Here is a 21,168-nt window from a genome sequence, read left to right on the forward strand (position 1 = left end):
TTAATCGTGATCCAGATCACTTCTTTTAATGTGCCTTTCTTTATTTTTGTAAAGTAATCAAATGGCTAGCTTTACTTAAAATGAGGTTAGCAAGTGGATTGCTGGCTTTTTTTGGGGGGGGAACAACTAAAAGAGGGGGAACCCAAGCCGATTCAAGTTGAGTTTTAACCATCACTTGTATCGGCTTGGGGGCAACAGGAAAAGCCTTATGACGGCAATGGGCTCAGCGCCACCTTGGCTATGCCGCTTTCGTCACGGCTAAAGCGCCAGCAGGTTTGATGATATTTCGCCACACTGATGCGGTGCGCCACGCTGATCAAGGTAACATCAGGCAGTTCATCCACCAGCAGGCAATACATCAACTGTTCGGTTTCATCATCCAGTGCGCTGGTTGCCTCATCGAGGAACAGCACATCCGGACGAGTCAGGATTGCGCGAGCAAATGCCAGCCGTTGCTGCTCGCCCGGTGATAAGCGCTGGCTCCAGTTAGCACTGGTATCCAGCCAGCGTTGCAGATGCGTCAGGCGGCAGTTTTCCAGCACTTTCAACAATTGTTGATCGCTATATTCTTTATCCGGATGCGGATAGCTCAATGCCTCACGCAGTGTACCGATGGGGATATAGCTGCGTTGTGGCAAGAACAGCGAGGTTAGGGATTTATCCCGGCCAATCTCACCAGAGCCATAGGGCCAGATGCCAGCTACGGCACGCAGCAAGGTGGATTTACCACTGCCAGAGGGGCCAACAATCAGTAGCCGTTCACCGCGCTTGATCGTCATATTGGTTGGGTTTAACAGCGGCTGCCCATCAGGTAACGTCATGCCGAGGTCGCGTAATGCCAGGGGGTGCTCATGTTCTGACTGTAGCGTGATGCCACGGGGTTGATGATGTACCTTATCCACCGCCGCATTAAAACCGGCTAGACGGTTAACACAGGCTTTCCAGGTAGCCAGATTGTTAAAAGCATCAATAAACCACGACAGCGCTCCCTGAACATGACCAAAAGCAGAGGAAATCTGCATCAACCCCCCCATCTGGATAGCACCGGAAAAATAGCGTGGGGCGGCCACCAAGAGAGGAAAGATAATGGCAAATTGCCCATAAAAATTGCTGGCGATATTGAGCCGCCGGGTGATGCGCATGATCGACCACCAGTTACTGCGGATGGCTTCAAAACCACGGCTTAATTGCTGCTCTTCACGGGGTTCACCATGATACAAGGCAATGGCATCATTATTTTCACGGATACGGATCAAGCCAAAGCGGAAGTTAGCTTCATAGCGTTCCTGATTGAAACCCAGCATGACCAAGGGTTTACCCACCCGCCAGATCAATAATGAACCCAGTGCGGCATATAAAAAGGCAAACCACACCATATAGCCGGGCAGAGTGAAGCTATGTTGTGAAATAACAAAAGTCATCGGACCGCTGATATTCCAAAGAATGGTAATAAATGAACAGAGCGTCACTACACTGGAGAGCAAGCCGAGTGATAAAGAGAGCGTGTATTGCGTTAACACATTGAGATCGTCTGCAATACGTTGATCTGGGTTATCAATCAGTTGTTGCTGCTCGGTATGATAGTAGGCGCGATGTGCCAGCCATTTGCCCATAAATTTTTCGGTCATCCAGCGCCGCCAACGCATCTGCAACCCTTGAGTCAGGTAAATTTTGTAGACCGCCAGCGAGATAAAGATCAGCGCTAAATAGGTAAAGCGCCACAACTGGGCCTTAAATACCGGATAGTCTTTATTCTGTAACGCATCATAAAATACCTGATTCCACTGGTTGAACAGCACGCTGATATAAACCAGCCCCAGAGTGAGCGCAATAATGGCTATCAGCATCGCCCAAGCGCGCGGGCTCTCTTCTGAGACCCAAAACGGTTTAATTAACTGCCAAACGGCATGTTTCTGTGAAATTGTCGTGTTCATGGTATTCCGGGATGTCTGTTGCTATTTAGCGTGGCCGTTAGGGTTGCAGACCAGCAACCGACCATGGATAAGCAGTTTTAACGGTACTCACTATTTGAAGCGGTAAGATTACAACACAACTTGTGCCAGGTGAGAGATTTCTTTGCTGATAATGTGGTGATAACGAGGAAAGTGGTGGGGAATAGCGTGCTCTGGTTGCCTCTGACATCCCTATTTAAGTCAATTGGGTGTCAGGGCAAGGTACGAATCAGAGACTGGAACAGTCGCCAGTTTTGTTTACAGCAAAACTGGCTCTAAGCCTGTGTATCGGTTTTTTCCCGGCTAACACCGGCGTTAGTGGATAAGTTTTATTACGGCCACTTCATTTCGCCTTTCAATACTTTGGCGCTCAACTCCAGGCTGGAAACGCCTTTCAGATCAGGATAATGCCGTGTCATGGCGGCAATCAGTTCAGTGGCATTGTGAGCTTTTGGTAATTCACGTTCCAATGTTGCCAAGTAATGTTGGGTAAATGTCACTGAGGCTAGAGTTTGCGGCGCACCAGGCAAGAAATGCCCAGGAACTACGCGTTCGGGTTGTAATGCCTCGATATTTGCCAACGTCTTTTGCCAATGAGCACGGGATTCTACGCTCTGATTATCAGCAACCCAGGGATGGATATTGTCACCAGCAACAGGTACACCGCCTACCACCGCTTTTAATGACGGGATCCACACATAGGTGCGATCTGTCGTTGGGCCGTCTAGTCCTTTTACCTCCACTAGTTGGCCATCGATAGTAAAGCTGTTGCCTTGTAGCGGTTGTGGAATGACGATCTCTTGTGGCGCATTCTCTTTCAAAATGGGACCCCAATAGGCGACTTTACCAGCCTGATTGGCGGTTATATTTTTAACTGTCTCTGGTGAAGCGATAATTTTTGCTTGGGGGAAGGCGGTTTTGAGTACATCCAGCCCAAAATAGAAGTCAGGATCTGAATGGCTGATGTAGATCGTGGTTAGCTTTTTCCCGGTGGCATTGATTTTTTTTACCAATTCCTGTGCGTCATTACGTTGGAATTGAGCATCAATCAGCGCTACTTCATGTGGACCGCTGATGATCTCGGACGAAACCGGGAAAATACTTTTTTCACCGGGATTGTAGACTTCCATCGTCAAGGGTGCCGTCGCATTGGCAAATGAACTGATTGTGGCCAGGCCACCAAGAACCAGGGGAAGTAATGATTTTTTAAACATAGATAGATCTCCTGTAGTGATTAGTGAGAAATGATATGTTGCATGAATCGATAGAAAAACCGGAGAATGGGCAATTATTAATTGCATAAATCGAGCGAATCATGGATCGCATTACCGCTGCACAGGTTTTTGTCACCATTGTTGAATGTGGCAGCATGATTGCTGCAGCGGAAAGGTTGGAAATGTCACGAGCGATGGTGACGCGTTATCTGGCACAGATGGAACAGTGGGCGGGAACACGTTTGTTGCACCGAACAACACGGAAACTCAACCTGACAGATGCGGGTGAACGCACATTGGAACGTTGTCGCCAAATGCTGCGGGTCGTGGAGGATATTGACCAGCAAGCAGAAACACAGGGAGAAGAGCTACGCGGTTTGTTACGCTTGAGTTGTTCACAATTCCTGGGGCAAACGGCTTTGGTGGGAGCCATTGCACAGTTTCTACAACGTCATCCTCTGGTTACGGTGGATATGCAAATTAACAACCGAGTGATCAATCTGGTGGAAGAGCGGATTGATTTGGCATTGCGTATTACTAATGATTTGGATCCTAACCTGATAGCCCGACCACTCGCCACTTGTGCTTCGGTAGTCTGCGCATCGCCCGCTTATCTTGCTGCTCATGGTACTCCGCTTCATCCACAGGATCTGACGTTACATAATTGCCTGACCTATTCCTATTTTGGTAAAAGTCTGTGGCATTTTGATGATCAGGGGGCTAAATCATCCGTTGCTGTCAGTGGTAATCTTAGTGCCAATGAACCCTTGGTTTTGTTAGCCGGTTGTCTGCAGGGCGTAGGGATTGCGTTACAACCCTATCAATCGGTAGCTCCCTGGTTGGATAAAGGGGAACTGGTGGCCTTGCTACCGGGGTATTCCCCCCAAATGATGGGGATTTATGGTATCTATACCTCTCGCCGCCACATGCCGGCAACATTGCGTGCCATGCTGGATTTTCTGGTGGAGTGGTTTGCTACCGATCCAGGCTGGTGCAATGCTTCACGTTGACGATATCACCCCCGCCAATTTGGTGAGCAGTTTTTCTGCCTGCTGCTGCAAATGCTCAACAAAAGTGCTCACCAGTTCAGAAGAGGGGCGGTGTAGTGGGCGGATCAAACTCACCGTGAAGGGCACTGCCACACTAAAAGGCCGGATATGGATGCCGTTGCTGGCATAATCCAATGCGGTCAGTGGGTTGACAATTGATATGCCGACCCCCTCTTTGACCATCGCACACACGGAAGCCGCACTATGGGTTTCCAGCACCATTCGGCGCTCGACCCCTTGTTCATGGAACAGCGTATCCAGTAATTGCCGATAACTGTCGGTGGCTGACAGGCTGATAAAGTTCTCTGCTGCAAAGTCTTGCGGGGTGAGTTGTGCTTTAGCCAACAGGCGGTGCCCGGCAGGGAGCACACAGACTTCATTCATGGTCATTAACGTCATGCGTTCCGTGCCCGCTGGCGTCAGGGTATTTTCTGTCAAACCCAGGTCATAACGCTGTGCCGAGAGCCACTCTTCCAGCAGCGGTGATTCCTGCGGGATCACGCTGAAACTCACTTCAGGATAGCGGTCAACAAAGGGTTTACAGACTGCGGGCAGCAACGATTGGGAAAACACCGGCAAACAGGCAATGGACAGTTGGGCCTGCTGGAATTGGCGGATCCCGGCGGCCGCATTGGTGATACGCTCCAGGCCATAATAAGAGCGTTGCACTTCCTCAAACAATCTCAGCCCTTGCACTGTAGGCTGAAGACGACCACGTACCCGATCAAACAACGGTAACTGGATCAGTTTTTCAAAACGAGCCAGTTCACGGCTGACTGTCGGCTGCGAAGTTTGCAGCAGGGCTGCCGCTTCAGTCAGGTTGCCGGTGGTCATTACCGCATGAAAAATCTCAATCTGGCGCAGGGTTATGGCGGGCATATTTGGGCTCCATCAGTGGGGTCTACCAGCGAGATAATGGTGCCTGATGACACTTCTCGTTAAGCATCTGGCTGGTGGGCACGATGCGGAACGCCGCTGCAGCTTGAATGGCGACGGGGATATACCTATATCATAAATGAATAGACTAAGGCTAAATAGATATTTTTCATACCAACTGGGTCACGGCATGATAGGGGAAATTTGATGATGGAAACTGACTTATGCCATATGCCTTGAATGATACCGCTACAGCACTTAATGCAACCAACCTGCTGGCATTACCAAAACGTTTTGGTTGCCCGGTATGGGCCTATGATGCGGATATTATTATTGATCGTATCAACCAGTTGTATTATTTCGATGTGGTGCGTTTTGCCCAGAAAGCCTGTTCGAATATTCATATTCTGCGCTTGATGCGTGAGCACGGCGTGAAGGTGGATGCGGTATCGTTGGGGGAGATTGAGCGTGCGCTGAAGGCGGGTTTTGAGCCGGGTGGCGAGGAGATCGTCTTTACTGCAGATTTGCTCGATCAGGCTACGTTGCAACGTGTCAGCGAATTGAGAATACCGGTTAACGCTGGCTCGATTGATATGTTGGAGCAACTGGGGCAGGTTTCCGCTGGGCACCCAGTATGGCTGCGTATCAACCCCGGCTTTGGTCATGGTCATAGCCAGAAAACCAATACCGGTGGGGAAAACAGCAAGCACGGTATTTGGTATGCCGATTTGCCCCAAGCCATTGCTAAAGTGCAACAATACGGCTTGCAGTTGGTCGGATTACATATGCATATCGGCTCGGGTGTCGATTATCAGCATCTGGAGCGCGTGTGCGACGCCATGGTGCAGCAGGTGATAGCGTTGGGGCAGGATATCAGCGCTATTTCAGCCGGTGGTGGTCTTTCCGTACCTTATCAGTTTGGTGAGGAAGCGGTGGATACTGAGCACTATTATGGTTTGTGGAATCGAGCTCGTGAGCGGATTGCCGCGCACCTGGGGCATCCGGTCAAGTTAGAGATTGAGCCGGGCCGCTTTCTGATGGCGGAGGCGGGGGCGCTGGTGGCAGAAGTACGCTCGGTGAAGCAGATGGGGAGCCGCCATTTTGTCTTGGTGGATGCCGGTTTCAATGATCTGATGCGCCCGGCAATGTACGGCAGTTACCACCATATCTCATTGTTACCTGCTGACGGGCGTAATCTAGAGCAACAAGCGGAGCACGAAACCGTGATTGCCGGGCCGTTGTGTGAATCTGGTGATGTCTTTACCCAGCAAGCAGGGGGCGGCATTGAAACCCGCCTGCTGCCACCGGTGCAGGTAGGGGATTATCTGGTATTCCATGATACCGGGGCTTATGGCGCATCTATGTCGTCTAACTACAATAGTCGTCCATTATTACCCGAGGTGCTGTTTGAGCAGGGGCAACCACGGTTAATCCGCCGCCGTCAGACTATTGAAGAGTTGATTGGATTAGAACTGGTGTAAGTGGCCAGTGTGTTCGCCGGCCTCACGCTCGCCTAGCTGCAACTTTATGAACCAAGGGTAGCGGTGGCGTAGGGGCCGGGAATTACCGATTCACGCAGTTTTAGTTCACCAGTGAACGGGGTTAACGGTGGCAACGGTTGCCCATTAATCAGGCGCAACGCCTGGGTGATGGCGGTTTCGATCATGATATCGATCGGCAGATAAACCGTAGACAAGGCCGGTTGCAGGTAAGCCGCGCTGGGTTCGTCATCAAAGCCAAACAGTGAAACATCTTCAGGTAGGCGTTTGCCCGCTTGTTGCAGCGCTTTCATCGCCCCAATGGCCATATCATCATTGTTGGCAAAGAGGGCACTGAAATGGCTGCTGTGGGCTAACAAGGTGTTGCAGCTGTGGTATCCCCCCGGCACGCTGCTATCGCTGTTGGCAACCAGCGCTGGGTTGAAGGCAATATTATGCTGTACCAAGGCCTGACGGTAGCCTGCCAGGCGTGCTTGAGCCGTGGGGGTGTTGATCGGCCCGGTAATACAGGCGATCTCACGGTGCCCTTGGCCAATCAGATAATCCACCACCTGGTAGGCAGCCTGCTGTTGTTCAAAGAACACGCAGCGTTCGGGTGCTTGGGGGAGGTTGCGGTTAACCACCATCACCGGCAAGCTTTCCACCAGCGCCATCAGTGTGCTTTCACTCATAAAGCGGGTATAGAGAATAATGGCATCACAGCGGCGGTCAGCCAGCAGATGCACTGCCTGCAATTCGTTTTCTGGCGTATTGTGGCCATCAGTGACGATCAAATGTTTGCCGTTAGCTTCTGTCAGTGTGGCGGCCTGGCGTAACAAACGGCCAAAATAGGGGCCGTCGAAATTGGACACCACCAGACCAATACTATTGGAGCTGTTATTGGCCAGTGATTGGGCAAGAAAGTTTGGCCGATAGCCTAACTCATCCATAGCTTTGAACACCGCATCGCGGGTACTTTTCTTCACCAGACCGGTGTCATTTAATACGCGGGAAACGGTGGCTTTCGACACTCCCGCGCGAATGGCGACATCCAACATGGTGATCATTAGTGAGTAACCTCTATCAGTAGCGGCAGTAGTCAATATCGCTCAGTTTACCATAGGGGGCCGTAAACCCGGTGATTAGCCAGGTCTACGAATAATCAAGCATCGGTTGGATTTGGCTCAACTTGATGACTGATATTAGCCACTGAATGGCGGCGCACCAGCGTTGGGCTAAACATATTGGTGACTTCCGGCAGGGGTTGTTTGTTCGCCAGCGCCAAAGCCAGTTGTGCTGCTTGTGTCGCCATGGCTACCACCGGATAACGGATGGTGGTCAGGCGCGGGCGCAAATAGCGTGAAATCAAAACATCATCAAAGCCAATTAAAGAGAGTTGTTCCGGTACGTTGATGCTGTTGTCGCTGAGAACCGAAAGTGCTCCGGCAGCCATGGGGTCGTTATAACAGGTGATGGCGGTGAAGTTTTTGCCCCGGCTTAACAGTTCGGTCATCGCTTGTTCACCGCCGACCTCATCGGGCTCGCCGTAGGCAATCAGCTTTTCATCCACGGTGATACCCTGTTCCGCCAAGGCATCCCGATAACCTTGTAACCGATCGGTGGCGTCTGAAATCTGGTGGGTGGAGCAAATGATAGCGATGCGTTGGTGGCCCTGCTGGATCAAATGTTGTGTTGCCAGCCAGGCACCGTAATGGTCATCCAGCGCCACACAGCGCTGCTCGAACCCTGGCAGGGTTCGATTGATCAGCACCATTCCCGGTATTTGCGCCATCCAGGCCATAAGTTCTTCATCGGTCAGTTTTTTGGCGTGGACCACCAAGGCAGCACAACGGTGGCGGAGCAGTTGTTCAATCGCCTGACGCTCTTTTTCAGCGTTGTGATAACCATTGCCAATCAGCAAAAAGTTGTGGGTGGCATAGGCGACCTGTTCCACGGCTTTGACCATGGTACCAAAGAAGGGGTCGGACACATCGGAAACGATCAAACCCAGGGTTTCAGTGGATTGTTGCGCCAGCGCGCGCGCATTGGCGTCGGGGTGATACTGCAGCGCTTGCATGGCATCTTGTACCGCAGTACGTGCACTTTCGCTGGTTTTGGGGGAGTGATTGATTACGCGTGATACTGTGGCTACGGAAACGCCCGCCAGCCTGGCAACATCTTTGATCGTGGCCATATCTCTCAACGTTTCCTGAGTAACTGCCTGATAACCGCCAGTCTTACGGAAAAAGCCACAAGCTGCAACTTGAATTATCAGACTATTTTCATCTGGGTTTGTCCATTTACTGGTTAAGACGTCGCCATTATGTCAACCAGAGGTGAAAAATGACATCGTTAGTTACATTTTGCACCTGACTGTTGCGATTAGCCGCTGGCAGTGATTGGCGATGACACGATAGATTAAGCGTCCCAGAGGTATTGATTGGTGAACATCAGCAAGTTGCTTGTTGAAACTGTTTGTTGAAACCATCTTGATTACACCAACCTACGCAAATGCGTAGGTTTTTTTTTACCTGTCATCTCTATATACTCCGTTCGTTATACCCCAAATGATTAGATTTGCTTGCGAACGGAGGCAGTTCGCACCCAAGCAATTTGAAGTATCAAGGGGATATATATTTCAAGTAGCAAGGGTTCGGCTTATGGCTGAGGCATCCCTATCGCTATTCAAGCTACAGCGGTGCTGGCTACGTTATGGGGCCAATCCCTGAGCCCCTTAATCCCGTAGGAGAGTGGGATGTTATTATCTGTATTACGTGCGCTGTTTCGCTTGCTGTTTCGTGTTCGTGTTGAAGGTGATGCCAGCTATTTTGAACACCAGAAGTTGCTGATTGTACCGAATCACGTCTCTTTTATGGATGGTGCGTTGCTAGCACTATTCTTGCCAGTCAAACCGGTTTTTGCGGTTTACTCGTCGATTTCGCAACGCTGGTTTATGCGTTGGTTGAAACCTTTTATCGATTTCGTCCCGCTGGATCCCACCAAGCCAATGGCCATCAAATATCTGGTTCGGATGGTGGAACAGGGCAGGCCGATTGTCATATTCCCGGAAGGGCGTATCACGGTGACCGGTTCATTGATGAAGATCTATGATGGCGCGGCTTTTATTGCCGCCAAGTCTGGTGCGACCCTGGTTCCTGTGCATATTGATGGCCTTGAGTTTAGCCGTTTTAGCCGTATGGCTGGGGTGTTTAAACTCCGTTGGTTTCCTGCAGTGAACATCACCGTCCTTCCTCCGACAACCTTGCCGATGCCGGAGGCTCCACGAGCCCGTGAGCGGCGGGAGTTGGCGGGTGACAAACTGTATCAGATCATGATGCAGGCGCGGATGGATAGCATTAAACCACAAACCCTGTTTAGTGCTTTATTAGCGGCGCAGTCTCGTTATGGGCGCAATAAGCCTTGTATCGAAGATATTGCCTTCAAGGAAGAGAGTTACCAACAGCTGATTAAAAAGGCGCTAGGGGTTAGCCGGATTCTGCAGCGCTTTACCCAACAAGGGGAGCATATCGGCTTGTTGTTGCCGAATGCCACGATTACTGCTGCCGCTATCTTCGGTGCTTCGTTACGTGGCCGTATTCCTGCCATGCTCAATTACACCGCTGGCGCCAAGGGGTTAAACAGTGCGATGACTGCCGCGCAGATCAAAACCATTGTCACTTCGCGTCAGTTTCTGGAAAAAGGCAAGCTGACTCATCTGCCCGAGCAGGTACCTGAAGCCAATTGGGTCTATCTGGAAGATTTGAAAGATAGCGTGACCCTGCAAGATAAGTTATGGATCCTGCGCCATCTGTTCCAGCCAGAACGGGCCATGGTACCTCAACAGCCAGAGGATGCTGCCTTGATCCTGTTTACCTCTGGTTCAGAAGGCAATCCGAAGGGGGTGGTGCACTCTCATGCCAGTTTATTGGCCAATGTGGAGCAGATCCGCACTATTTCAGATTTCACGCCGCGAGACTGCTTTATGTCTTCGCTACCCTTGTTCCATTCGTTTGGTTTAACCGTGGGATTATTCACCCCGCTAATGACCGGTAGCCGAGTGTTTCTTTACCCCAGCCCACTGCATTATCGAGTGGTGCCGGAACTGGTGTATGACCGCAACTGTACTGTGCTGTTTGGCACGGCGACGTTCCTCAATAACTATGCCCGTTTCGCTCACCCTTATGATTTTGCTCGCCTGCGCTATGTGGTGGCCGGGGCTGAAAAACTGGCAGAAAGTACCCGCCAGATCTATCAGGACAAATACGGGATTCGTATTCTGGAAGGATATGGGGTCACAGAGTGTGCGCCGGTGGTGTCGATCAACGTTCCTCTGGCCGCGAAGGTGGGGACCGTAGGGCGCATGATGCCGAAAATGGAAGCACGCCTGATGGCGGTACCAGGGATTGAGTATGGCGGCCGCCTGCAACTGAAAGGCCCGAATATTATGAAAGGCTACCTGCGGGTTGAGCGCCCTGGCGAATTAGAGCCCCCTGCAGCGGAAGATGAACATGGGGTACTGCAAGCGGGCTGGTATGACACGGGGGATATTGTCAGCTTTGATCAACAGGGCTATTGCACCATTCGTGGACGGGTAAAACGTTTTGCCAAGCTGGCGGGTGAAATGGTGTCATTGGAAAGTGTCGAACAGTTGGCATTACGCCTGGCACCGGAAGGCTCACATGCTGCCACCGTGAAAAGTGACAGTGGCAAAGGTGAGGCGTTGGTCTTATTTACCAATACCCCCAGCCTCACTCGTGAGGCCTTGTTGCGCGTCGCGCGTGAACAGGGTGTCCCGGAGTTGGCGGTGCCGCGCGATATCCGTTTGCTGAAGGCATTACCGCTGCTGGGAAGTGGCAAAGCGGATTTTGTTACTTTGCGCCAAATGGCTGAACAGCCGGAGAGTGTCTGATGAAGCCCCCTGATTCTTCTTTGTTATCACGCCCGATGATAGCGGTGATTTGCGCGCAGTTTTTTTCGGCTTTTGGTGATAATGCGCTGCTGTTCGCCACGTTGGCGTTGATTAAGCAATTAGAATACCCAGAATGGAGCCAGCCGGTTTTGCAAATGGCTTTCGTGGTGACTTATATCATTCTGGCGCCGTTTGTCGGCCAAATTGCGGATAGCTTCGCCAAAGGGCGGGTGATGATGTTTGCCAACGCCCTTAAGTTGAGTGGTGCGTTGGTCATTTGTTTCGGCTGGGATCCTTTCTTGGGGTATAGCCTGGTCGGGGTGGGGGCTGCCGCCTATTCACCGGCGAAATATGGCATTCTCGGTGAAATCACCAGCGGTGAAAAACTGGTCAAGGCGAACGGGCTGATAGAGGCCTCTACCATCGCGGCTATTTTGACCGGTTCAGTGGCGGGTGGTTTGCTGGCTGATTGGCATATTGCGGCCGCACTGGTGGCTTGTGCCTTGGTGTACGGTATTGCGGTGGTGGCTAACTGCTTTATCCCTCGTTTGCCCGCAGCCCATAAAGTCACTTCCTGGCGGCCTTCGGCGATAGGGCGCAGTTTTTTCAACGCTTGTGTGGTGCTGTGGAAAGATGGACAAACACGTTTTTCGCTGCTTGGTACCAGCATGTTCTGGGGAGCTGGGATCACCTTGCGTTTTCTGTTGGTGATGTGGGTGCCAGTGGCGCTGGGTATCAGCGATAATGCCACGCCGACGCTGCTCAATGCCATGGTGGCGATAGGAATAGTCGGTGGGGCGGGTGTAGCAGCACGTTTTATTACTTTGGAAAACGTTAAACGTTGTATGCCCGCTGGGATATTGATCGGGGTGGGGGTGGCGTTCTTTGCTATACAAACCCATATATTGAATGCTTACGGGTTGTTATTGTTAATCGGTGTGTTTGGCGGTTTTTTTGTCGTGCCGCTGAATGCGCTATTGCAGGAACGGGGTAAACAGTCTGTTGGTGCAGGCAATGCGATTGCGGTACAAAACTTGGGTGAAAATACCGCGATGCTGCTGATGCTGGGGCTATATACCTGGATGGTTCGATTGAACGTGCCAGTGGTGACGATTGGCATTGGTTTTGGCGTGGTATTCGCCCTAGCCATTACGGCACTGTGGGTTTCTCAGTTACGCTCTAAAGCCTAGCTTTTATCTGATTTCCGCTAACCAGGCACCCCTATCAGGGCACGGAGTACCGTGCCCTGAGTGCTTTACGGCGCAGGGATGGTAAAGCGGCGATGGATCTCTTCCAGTGCCTGCAAGACTTCGTCATTGAGCACCAGATCAAAACTGCCAATATTGGTTTTCAACTGTTCGAGTGAGGTTGCCCCCAATAAGGTGCTGGCGACAAAAGGCTGTTGCCGCACAAAGGCCAAAGCCATTTGTGATGGGTCTAACCCCTGTTTTTTTGCCAGGGCGACATATTCGGCGACGGCCAATTGACTCTGTGGTGAAGTGTAGCGGGTAAAGCGGCTGAACAAGGTGTTGCGTGCGCCCGCTGGCTTTGCCCCGTTGAGATATTTGCCGGAAAGCGTACCAAAGGCCAAACTGGAATAGGCCAGGAGCTCCACGCCTTCGTGCCGGCTGATTTCTGCCAGACCAATTTCAAAACTGCGGTTCAGCAGACTATAGGGATTTTGGATTGAGACTATCCGTGGCAAATCATGCTTTTCTGCTAACTGCAGATAACGCATCACACCCCATGGTGTTTCGTTAGAGACACCGATATAGCGTATTTTACCGGCACGGACTTGCTCGTTCAGTGCTTCCAGGGTTTCCAACAGCGAAACAGCAACTTTCTCGTCGGTATATTGATAGTTCAGTTTGCCAAAACAATTGGTGGTACGTTGTGGCCAATGTAACTGATAGAGATCGAGATAATCGGTGTTGAGCCTTTTCAGGCTGGCATCCAGTGCGATACGGATATTCTTGCGATCTAACGCCTGCTCAGGGCGGATGCTATTGTCATTACCTCTTATCGGGCCACTTATTTTGCTGGCCAGCACAATTTTATCGCGACTGCCGCGCGCTTTGATCCAATTGCCAATATATTGCTCTGTCAGCCCTTGGGTAGCCGGGCGAGGGGGCACTGGGTACATTTCAGCGGTATCGATCAGGTTGATGCCAGCGGCTAATGCGTAATCCAGTTGGGCGTGGGCATCAGCTTCGCTATTTTGTTCGCCAAAGGTCATGGTGCCCAGCCCCAGCACGCTGACTTCTAAAGAACTGTGGGGAATACGGTGGTATTGCATTAACAGCCTTCCTTCAATGTTAGCACTTCCAGGTGACCTTCTGACGGGGAGATACCCGGTGAGGCAGAAGTCAGAGATCCAAAGCCAATAAAACGCCTTGTCTGTATATATCCAAGCCGAGGGAAATAAGATAATAGTCGCTATTACTGAGCAATAGCGTTTAGCTCCTTGATCACCGGCTCAGACCCTAGTACCGATATCACATTATGCAATCAAGCCGCAAGGGTAGGTTAGCGATTAGCGCTTTTTATCAGCAGGATTAAATTGGCCGCTCGCCTAAATAGATGTTCGCATTAGTGAGAGCGGTTTGAGTGATGCGGGTTAGCTGACTGCGAAGTGCCTGCGTCAGAAGAATTGACATAAAATTCAGGGGGATAAGGAGCTCCCCCCTGGATGAAACCTTAGGCAACAGGTGTTTTTTTGTTGCGCATCAGATTCAGTGCTTCAACCGACATTGAGAAGAACATGGCAAAATAGATATAGCCTTTCGGAATGTGGATTTGCATGCTTTCCAGCATCAAGGTGAAGCCCACCAAGATCAAGAATGAGAGCGCCAGCATTTTCACTGAAGGATGGCGGTTAACAAACTCCCCGATTGGCCGTGCGGCAAACATCATTACCCCGACGGCAATCACTACCGCCGCCATCATAATAAACAGATGGTCAGACAGACCCACGGCGGTGATGACCGAATCCAGGCTGAAAATAATATCCAGTAACATAATCTGCACTATGGCCCCAAAAAAAGAGTGCACCTTGCTGTGCAGTTCTTCATTTGAGCCTTCAATAGTTTCATGAATCTCTTTACTGGCTTTCCAAATCAGGAATAACCCCCCCAGCAGCAAAATCAAATCGCGGGCGGAGATATTGTGATCCATCACTGAGAACAGCGGCTGCGTCAGGCGGATCACCCAAGCTATTGACGCCAACAGTGCCAAGCGCATCAGCATGGCTGCAGCTAAACCAATACGACGAGCCTTGTTCTGCTGCGCCTTTGGCAGTTTGGCTACCACCAAAGAGAGGAAAATAATGTTATCGATACCCAATACAACCTCAAGAATAGTCAGCGTGCCTAACGCTAACCAGGCATTGGGATCCACAATCCATTCAAACATTGCCGCTACATCCTAATAGAAAAACAAACCGGAATTATACGTGGTTCTCGGCAGCTTGGTACTGTTACTTGATACCCCGCTGAATCTTTATCGCCTTTAGGCCATTGCGTGAATCAACATCAGTTAATGGCGAAATGCCTTGCCAGTAGTGCACCGGTGAAGTTTTTCTTAAGATAGAATCCACGGGGCAGCGTCATAATCGGCTGGCCTTGCTCGCCTATGGCTTCGGTTAGTGCTTTGCTGTTAGCGGCTTTGGGGCGTAGTTGCAGCACTTCCCCATGGCGTGCGGTGATGCGTTCCACCTGACCAAGGACGATTAAATCCATCAGTTCTTCCCAATCGCGGCGCAGCATATCCTCTTCTTCTTGCGAGGGCTGCCATAACAGTGGTGAGCCGATACGGCGCTGGGATAACGGAATTTGCCGTTCCCCCTCAACGGGTATCCACAGCACTTGTGCCAGTTTGTGGCGCACATGGCTGCTTTCCCAAGTGACGCCACTGTTAGCGGTGAGGGGAGCCACACAGACAAACGTGGTTTCCAGTGGCCTACCGGTGCTATCCACAGGGATGGTTTTCAACTCAATGCCGAGCTCAGGGAAATCCTGCTCTGGTTTACTGCCCGCCATCGCCCCCAGACAGCGTTCCAGCAGGGTGCCTACCCAACCCTTATCACGCTTTAAATCCTTAGGGATATTGAGTTGTACACCCAGTGCCAACTCACCGAGAGTGAAACCGGCTAACGCTTGCGCTCGCGCGAACAACTGCTGTGCATTTTCCGGTGGTAACGGAGACGAATATGTCATAAATCAAGCCCATAAGTTCTGGTTGAAAAATACACTGTATTTACTCACAGCCAAAATAAGGGTAGTGAGATCGGAAAGAATAATATTAATACTATGATTTATAATCTTTTTTTTCAATTTCCTGGCGGGTGTGAATTTTTTTATTATGGCTTGTTCATCGGTAGCCACCGACAATGAACAGGATCTTACCCCTATTTATCCACAGATTTATGGGATAACCCAGTTTTTTACTGATCACTGGTTTGATTTACAGCCTTGACGCGAGACTTTTTTTGCGAACTTGTCGGTTTTATAGGCCACTCTGGCGGATAAGCTGTGGATAAAATAGAGAGTGCTGTAACTTTCGCCAGAGCAAGAGATAAAAGCGCTAGCGATCGTAAGTTCACCTGACAAATCGTCCTTTATTGTTATTTAACCTATTGTATTTTAATGAACTATTTTATTTTACTGAGGCGCTTTTTCTTAGGCTCTACAGAGTTGTACCAGCTTATCCCTTGAGTTTTTCACATACCTATCCACAGAAATAGTGAATAAAGTCCGCTTAAAACCCTAAGCTGTGTTTATAACTTAGTCCATATCTGTGAGTTACCTGAATGTTATCCGAAGACATGAGCTGCAAAGCAGTGGTTTACCGCTTGTAGCTTGTGTGAAACAATCAGGTTATCAATACGAATTTATGCTTATCGAGGTAGTCCGGTGATCGATGATGATGGCTACCGCCCGAATGTTGGTATCGTAATCTGTAATCGTCAGGGGCAGGTCTTATGGGCTCGCCGTTACGGTCAGCACTCCTGGCAGTTTCCCCAAGGAGGTATTAATCCTGGGGAAACGCCGGAGCAGGCGATGTTCCGTGAACTGTTCGAAGAAGTAGGGTTGAATAAAAAAGAGGTGCGTATTCTGGCTTCAACCCGTAACTGGTTGCGCTATAAATTGCCAAAACGTTTGGTGCGTTGGGACACAAAGCCGGTTTGTATCGGCCAAAAGCAGAAATGGTTTCTATTGCAGCTCATGGGCAATGACTCTGATATCAATATGCAACGTAGCAGTACACCGGAGTTTGATGGTTGGCGTTGGGTGAACTTCTGGTATCCGGTGCGTCAAGTGGTTTCATTCAAACGGGATGTATACCGTCGGGTAATGAAAGAATTTGCTGTCACTGTGATGCCCATGCAGGAACAGGCAGTACAGCGGCAGGCCCCGATCTATCGCCGAAAGAGAGGTTAATTTAAACGGACTATGCTCACGCGCTTGCGAGAAGTGGTTGAAAAAGTAGCCGCGACGGCCAACCTGACAGAGGCGCTGGACCTTTTGGTCAATGAAACCTGTCTGGCTATGGATACTGAAGTCTGCTCTATTTATTTGGCAGACAGTGACCGTCGCTGTTATTACCTGATGGCCACGCGAGGGTTAAAAATGCCGCGTGGGCGCACCGTCACATTGGCCTTTGATGAAGGGATCGTCGGTCTGGTGGGGCGTAAGGCTGAGCTAATCAATCTGGCGGATGCGCATAGTCATCCAAGCTTCAAATATGTTCCACAGGTTAAAGAAGAGGATTTTCGCTCTTTCCTCGGGGTGCCGATTATTCATCGTCGGCAGTTGCTGGGTGTTTTGGTGGTTCAGCAGCGTGAGCTACGCCAATTTGATGAAAGTGAAGAGTCCTTCATGGTTACCTTGGCCATGCAAATGGCTGGGATCCTCTCGCTCTCACAGCTGAATGCTGTTTTTAGTCAATATCGCCAGATCCGCATCCGCGCGTTAGCTGCCTCCCCAGGGGTTGCCGTGGCCGAAGGGTGGCTGGATAGTAGCCAACCTTCCCTCGATCAGGTCTACCAAGCCTCCACGCTGGATGTTGCCAGTGAACGTGAACGCCTAGTACTGGCTCTGGAAGCGGCCGGTGCTGAGTTCCGGCGTTTCAGCAAGCACTTTAACGCCAGCTCGCAAAAAGAGAGCGCGGCTATTTTCGATCTCTATTCTCTCTTGTTGAATGATGTCCGCCTGAAGCGTGAGCTTTTTACAGAAATAGAGACCGGTTCGGTGGCGGAATGGGCGGTAAAACAGGTGATTGAAGCCTTCGCTGCCCAGTTTGCGGCGTTGCAAGATACCTATCTGCGTGAGCGCGCCAGTGATTTGCGTGCACTCGGTCAGCGCTTGCTGTTTCATCTTGATGATAGCACTCAAGGGGCCACCCAGTGGCCAGCGCGTTTTGTGCTGGTGACCGATGAACTGACCGTAACCCTGTTGGCGGAAGTGCCGCAGGATCGTTTGGTGGGTGTGGTGGTGCGTGATGGTGCTGCCAACTCTCATGCGGCAATCCTGGTGCGGGCCATGGGCGTGCCAACGGTGATGGGGGCGGATATCCAACCGGCTTTGTTGGCACAGCGCCTGTTGATTGTCGATGGCTATCGCGGTGAATTGCTGGTCAATCCAGAACCGGTGCTGGTGCAGGAATATCAACGCCTGATCAGCGAAGAGCAGGAACTGAGTAAACTTGCCGAAGATGACGTTGAGCGGCCCGCCCGTTTGAAATCCGGTGAGCGAGTTCAGGTGATGTTGAATGCCGGTCTCTGCCCTGAACATGAGCAAATGCTCGGTGGGCGGGTTGATGGTGTCGGTTTATACCGCACTGAACTCCCTTTTATGCTGCAAAGCGGCTTCCCGTCAGAAGAGGAGCAGGTGGCGCAATATCAGGGGATGCTGCAACTTGATCCGCAAAAGCCAGTCACGCTAAGAACATTGGATGTGGGGGCTGATAAACAGCTTTCTTATCTGCCGATTAGCGAAGAGAACCCTTGCCTCGGTTGGCGTGGCATCCGTATTACTCTCGACCAACCAGAAATTTTTCTGATTCAGGTGCGTGCCATGTTGCGTGCCAATGCGAGTACCGGGAATTTGGGGATCTTGCTGCCGATGATCACCAGCCTGGATGAAATTGACGAAGCTAAACGTCTGATTGAACGCGCAGGAAAAGAAGTGGAGGAGATGCTGGGGTATCAAATACCCAAGCCGAGGATCGGCATCATGCTGGAAGTCCCGTCGATGGTCTTTCTGATCCCTCATTTGGCGGCGCGTATTGATTTTATTTCCGTGGGCACCAATGATTTAACGCAGTATCTGTTGGCGGTGGATCGTAATAATACGCGCGTCGCTTCGCTATATGACAGCTTGCACCCGGCAATGTTACAGGTGCTCAAACTGATTATTGAACAAGGGACAGATGCGGGGCTACAGGTTGGCTTATGCGGTGAACTGGCGGGTGATCCTATGGGAGCCTTGCTGTTGGTGGGCATGGGATACCGTCATTTAAGTATGAATGGTCGCAGTGTGGCACGTATCAAATACTTGCTGCGCCATATTGAATTAGCCGATGCGCAAACTCTGGCTCAGCGGGTATTGAGCGCCCAAGTCACAACCGATGTTCGCCATTTGATCGCGGCTTTTATGGAGCGGCGCGGTGTGGGGGGGTTGATCCGTGGTGGTCGTTAAAGTGGATACTTTACAGAATTTTTCCCGGTCAGCACGCTGAGGCACGGTTAAGGCTATGCTATGATGCGCCCTCTCTGCACAGAGTGCTTTTGAGCATTTTTTGTAGTTACCGACCCCAGATGGGGAAGAATAATCGACATATACCCAAAATAATTCGAGTTGCTTGCAGGCGGAAAGCGATGGAAGCCCTAGGCGCATAGCCAACTAGGTGACCTGGGCGAATAACCGCAGCTCACACCCAGGCAGTTTGAATTATTAAGGGGATAACAGACATATTGTGGTGATAGATGAGTAATAACTATCTGGCGTTTCCTGACTTTGATCCGGTCATTTTCTCTATCGGCCCGGTTTCTTTGCACTGGTATGGTTTGATGTACCTGGTTGGCTTTGTGTTTGCCATGTGGCTGGCGGTTCGCCGGGCGAACAAACCAGGGAGTGGCTGGACTAAAGATGAAGTGGAAAACCTGCTGTATGCGGGTTTTGTCGGCGTGTTTGTTGGTGGTCGGGTAGGTTATGTGCTGTTTTATAATTTGCCCCTGTTTCTGGATAACCCCCTTTATCTGTTTAAAGTCTGGGACGGCGGCATGTCGTTCCATGGTGGCCTGATCGGGGTGATCCTGGTGATGTTGTGGTTTGCCCGCCGTACCAAGCGGAGTTTCTTCCAGGTCTCTGATTTTATGGCCCCATTGATTCCGTTTGGCTTAGGAGCGGGCCGCCTGGGGAACTTTATTAACGGTGAGCTTTGGGGGCGTGTGACGACTGACACCCCTTGGGCGATGCTGTTTCCTACCTCGCGCGCAGAAGATATTGCTGTTGCTGCCAGTAATCCTGATTTGCTGCCATTACTGAATCAGTATGGTGTCTTGCCACGCCATCCCTCGCAACTGTATGAGTTGGTATTGGAAGGGATCGTACTGTTTATTATTTTGAACTTGTTTATCCGCAAGCCACGCCCGATGGGGGCAGTTTCCGGGCTGTTCCTGATTGGTTATGGCGCATTCCGTATTATTGTTGAAATGTTCCGCCAGCCGGATGCTCAGTTGGGTCTGTTTGACGGCATTATCAGTATGGGGCAGATCCTCTCAGTGCCGATGGTGCTCGCGGGTATTATTATGATGATTTGGGCTTATCGCCGTCGTCCACAGCCACATTTGTCGTGAGGAACCATGCAACAGTATCTGGATTTGATGAACAAAGTGCTCGCCGAGGGCACCCCTAAGGCTGACCGCACCGGCACTGGTACCTTGTCGATTTTCGGCCACCAGATGCGTTTCAACTTGCAGGAAGGTTTCCCGCTGGTGACCACTAAAAAATGTCACTTGCGCTCGATTATTCATGAGCTGTTGTGGTTCTTGAATGGCGATACCAATGTGGCTTACCTGCGTGAAAACAAAGTCACCATTTGGGACGAGTGGGCTGATGAAAATGGTGACCTGGGGCCGGTCTATGGCAAACAATGGCGAGCCTGGGGTGCTGCTGATGGCCGCCAGATTGACCAGTTGAGCAACGTTTTACAGCAACTGAAGCAGGACCCAGACTCACGGCGGATCATTGTTTCAGCTTGGAATGTGGGCGAGCTGGATCAAATGGCGTTGGCACCTTGCCATGCCTTTTTTCAGTTTTATGTCGCCGATGGCAAACTTTCCTGCCAACTGTACCAGCGTTCTTGCGATGTATTTCTTGGTTTGCCATTCAATATCGCCAGCTATGCGTTGTTAGTGCATATGATGGCACAGCAGTGTGATCTGCAAGTGGGTGATTTCGTCTGGACGGGTGGGGATACACATCTGTACAACAACCATATGGAACAGACACAGTTGCAATTAACACGTGAACCGCGCCCCTTGCCGCAGTTAGTGATTAAACGCAAACCTGCATCACTGTTTGATTACTGCTTTGATGACTTTGAGATCACCGGCTATGACCCCCATCCGGCGATCAAAGCGCCAGTGGCCATCTGACGTTTAGGGGCACAACCCGTTGTGCTCTCTCC

The 21,168-nt window shown here is 50.8% G+C and carries 16 protein-coding genes; 8 read left to right on the plus strand and 8 right to left on the minus strand.

Going from position 1 to position 21,168, the window contains the following annotated elements; all coding sequences use genetic code 11:
• Nucleotides 1-206: 206 nt before the first annotated feature.
• Together IO95_RS08105 and IO95_RS08110 are read right to left on the minus strand one after the other, a co-directional pair.
• Nucleotides 207-1,934: an ABC transporter ATP-binding protein/permease gene (locus IO95_RS08105; RefSeq protein WP_023489638.1), complete on the minus strand. Its 1,728-nt coding sequence runs from the start codon at nucleotides 1,932-1,934 to the stop codon at nucleotides 207-209.
• Nucleotides 1,935-2,284: 350 nt separating this feature from the next.
• The gene (locus tag IO95_RS08110) at nucleotides 2,285-3,166 is read right to left on the minus strand and encodes an MBL fold metallo-hydrolase (RefSeq protein ID WP_023489637.1); all 882 of its coding nucleotides are present in this window, start codon (nucleotides 3,164-3,166) and stop codon (nucleotides 2,285-2,287) included.
• A 101-nt stretch (nucleotides 3,167-3,267) separates the two neighbouring features.
• Here IO95_RS08110 and IO95_RS08115 point away from each other — a divergent pair, with 101 nt between their 5' ends.
• Nucleotides 3,268-4,176, plus strand: coding sequence for a LysR family transcriptional regulator (locus IO95_RS08115; protein ID WP_023489636.1), 909 nt, complete (start codon nucleotides 3,268-3,270; stop codon nucleotides 4,174-4,176).
• Here the strand turns inward: IO95_RS08115 and IO95_RS08120 are convergent.
• Nucleotides 4,168-5,094: a LysR family transcriptional regulator gene (locus tag IO95_RS08120; protein ID WP_023489635.1), complete on the minus strand. Its 927-nt coding sequence runs from the start codon at nucleotides 5,092-5,094 to the stop codon at nucleotides 4,168-4,170. The two genes, IO95_RS08115 and IO95_RS08120, sit on opposite strands and share 9 nt — an antisense overlap.
• Before the next feature lie 221 nt (nucleotides 5,095-5,315).
• Between IO95_RS08120 and lysA the strand changes: the two genes are divergently transcribed.
• The gene (lysA, locus tag IO95_RS08125) at nucleotides 5,316-6,572 is read left to right on the plus strand and encodes a diaminopimelate decarboxylase (protein ID WP_023489634.1); all 1,257 of its coding nucleotides are present in this window, start codon (nucleotides 5,316-5,318) and stop codon (nucleotides 6,570-6,572) included.
• A gap of 44 nt (nucleotides 6,573-6,616) precedes the next feature.
• Here the strand turns inward: lysA and IO95_RS08130 are convergent, their stop codons facing one another.
• Complete coding sequence (locus IO95_RS08130; protein ID WP_023489633.1) at nucleotides 6,617-7,636, minus strand: LacI family DNA-binding transcriptional regulator; 1,020 nt, start codon at nucleotides 7,634-7,636, stop codon at nucleotides 6,617-6,619.
• A gap of 95 nt (nucleotides 7,637-7,731) precedes the next feature.
• Nucleotides 7,732-8,763 carry an HTH-type transcriptional regulator GalR gene (gene galR, locus IO95_RS08135; protein ID WP_023489632.1) on the minus strand — a complete coding sequence of 344 codons (1,032 nt, stop codon included), beginning with the start codon at nucleotides 8,761-8,763 and terminating at the stop codon, nucleotides 7,732-7,734.
• Between the two features lie 561 nt (nucleotides 8,764-9,324).
• Between galR and aas the strand changes: the two genes are divergently transcribed.
• Nucleotides 9,325-11,478 carry a bifunctional acyl-ACP--phospholipid O-acyltransferase/long-chain-fatty-acid--ACP ligase gene (aas, locus tag IO95_RS08140; RefSeq protein ID WP_023489631.1) on the plus strand — a complete coding sequence of 718 codons (2,154 nt, stop codon included), beginning with the start codon at nucleotides 9,325-9,327 and terminating at the stop codon, nucleotides 11,476-11,478.
• Nucleotides 11,478-12,668, plus strand: coding sequence for a lysophospholipid transporter LplT (lplT, locus tag IO95_RS08145; protein WP_023489630.1), 1,191 nt, complete (start codon nucleotides 11,478-11,480; stop codon nucleotides 12,666-12,668). Before aas ends, lplT begins: the two co-directional genes overlap by 1 nt.
• 65 nt (nucleotides 12,669-12,733) lie before the next feature.
• On the opposite strand, the gene IO95_RS08150 is transcribed toward lplT, so the two are convergent.
• The 3 genes from IO95_RS08150 to mutH form a co-directional block, all read right to left on the minus strand.
• The gene (locus IO95_RS08150) at nucleotides 12,734-13,774 is read right to left on the minus strand and encodes an NADP(H)-dependent aldo-keto reductase (RefSeq protein ID WP_023489629.1); all 1,041 of its coding nucleotides are present in this window, start codon (nucleotides 13,772-13,774) and stop codon (nucleotides 12,734-12,736) included.
• Nucleotides 13,775-14,175: 401 nt separating this feature from the next.
• Nucleotides 14,176-14,889, minus strand: a complete 714-nt coding sequence (locus IO95_RS08155) for a TerC family protein (RefSeq protein WP_023489628.1) — start codon at nucleotides 14,887-14,889, stop codon at nucleotides 14,176-14,178.
• Nucleotides 14,890-15,008: 119 nt separating this feature from the next.
• Nucleotides 15,009-15,692, minus strand: coding sequence for a DNA mismatch repair endonuclease MutH (mutH, locus tag IO95_RS08160; RefSeq protein WP_023489627.1), 684 nt, complete (start codon nucleotides 15,690-15,692; stop codon nucleotides 15,009-15,011).
• 696 nt (nucleotides 15,693-16,388) lie between these two features.
• Between mutH and rppH the strand changes: the two genes are divergently transcribed.
• The 4 genes from rppH (at nucleotide 16,389) to thyA (ending at nucleotide 21,136) form a co-directional block, all read left to right on the plus strand.
• Entirely contained in the window at nucleotides 16,389-16,916 is a 528-nt protein-coding gene (gene rppH, locus IO95_RS08165; protein WP_023489626.1) for an RNA pyrophosphohydrolase, read from the plus strand.
• A gap of 12 nt (nucleotides 16,917-16,928) precedes the next feature.
• A complete protein-coding gene (gene ptsP, locus IO95_RS08170) occupies nucleotides 16,929-19,175 on the plus strand; it encodes a phosphoenolpyruvate--protein phosphotransferase (RefSeq protein ID WP_023489625.1) in 2,247 nt (748 codons plus the stop codon).
• A gap of 287 nt (nucleotides 19,176-19,462) precedes the next feature.
• Complete coding sequence (lgt, locus tag IO95_RS08175; RefSeq protein ID WP_023489624.1) at nucleotides 19,463-20,335, plus strand: prolipoprotein diacylglyceryl transferase; 873 nt, start codon at nucleotides 19,463-19,465, stop codon at nucleotides 20,333-20,335.
• Between the two features lie 6 nt (nucleotides 20,336-20,341).
• Nucleotides 20,342-21,136, plus strand: coding sequence for a thymidylate synthase (gene thyA / locus IO95_RS08180; protein WP_023489623.1), 795 nt, complete (start codon nucleotides 20,342-20,344; stop codon nucleotides 21,134-21,136).
• Nucleotides 21,137-21,168: the final 32 nt, after the last annotated feature.

This window comes from Serratia sp. DD3 (assembly GCF_000496755.2).

Excerpts from the sequence above, each read along its gene's own strand:
- ptsP (WP_023489625.1), top strand. The coding sequence starts at position 16,929 with ATGCTCACGCGCTTGCGAGAAGTGGTTGAAAAAGTAGCCGCGACGGCC.
- lplT (WP_023489630.1), top strand. The coding sequence starts at position 11,478 with ATGAAGCCCCCTGATTCTTCTTTGTTATCACGCCCGATGATAGCGGTG.
- mutH (WP_023489627.1), bottom strand. The coding sequence starts at position 15,692 with ATGACATATTCGTCTCCGTTACCACCGGAAAATGCACAGCAGTTGTTC.
- galR (WP_023489632.1), bottom strand. The coding sequence starts at position 8,763 with ATGGCCACGATCAAAGATGTTGCCAGGCTGGCGGGCGTTTCCGTAGCC.
- IO95_RS08105 (WP_023489638.1), bottom strand. The coding sequence starts at position 1,934 with ATGAACACGACAATTTCACAGAAACATGCCGTTTGGCAGTTAATTAAA.
- IO95_RS08115 (WP_023489636.1), top strand. The coding sequence starts at position 3,268 with ATGGATCGCATTACCGCTGCACAGGTTTTTGTCACCATTGTTGAATGT.
- IO95_RS08120 (WP_023489635.1), bottom strand. The coding sequence starts at position 5,094 with ATGCCCGCCATAACCCTGCGCCAGATTGAGATTTTTCATGCGGTAATG.
- thyA (WP_023489623.1), top strand. The coding sequence starts at position 20,342 with ATGCAACAGTATCTGGATTTGATGAACAAAGTGCTCGCCGAGGGCACC.
- IO95_RS08130 (WP_023489633.1), bottom strand. The coding sequence starts at position 7,636 with ATGATCACCATGTTGGATGTCGCCATTCGCGCGGGAGTGTCGAAAGCC.
- aas (WP_023489631.1), top strand. The coding sequence starts at position 9,325 with ATGTTATTATCTGTATTACGTGCGCTGTTTCGCTTGCTGTTTCGTGTT.
- IO95_RS08155 (WP_023489628.1), bottom strand. The coding sequence starts at position 14,889 with ATGTTTGAATGGATTGTGGATCCCAATGCCTGGTTAGCGTTAGGCACG.
- lysA (WP_023489634.1), top strand. The coding sequence starts at position 5,316 with ATGCCATATGCCTTGAATGATACCGCTACAGCACTTAATGCAACCAAC.
- lgt (WP_023489624.1), top strand. The coding sequence starts at position 19,463 with ATGAGTAATAACTATCTGGCGTTTCCTGACTTTGATCCGGTCATTTTC.
- IO95_RS08150 (WP_023489629.1), bottom strand. The coding sequence starts at position 13,774 with ATGCAATACCACCGTATTCCCCACAGTTCTTTAGAAGTCAGCGTGCTG.
- IO95_RS08110 (WP_023489637.1), bottom strand. The coding sequence starts at position 3,166 with ATGTTTAAAAAATCATTACTTCCCCTGGTTCTTGGTGGCCTGGCCACA.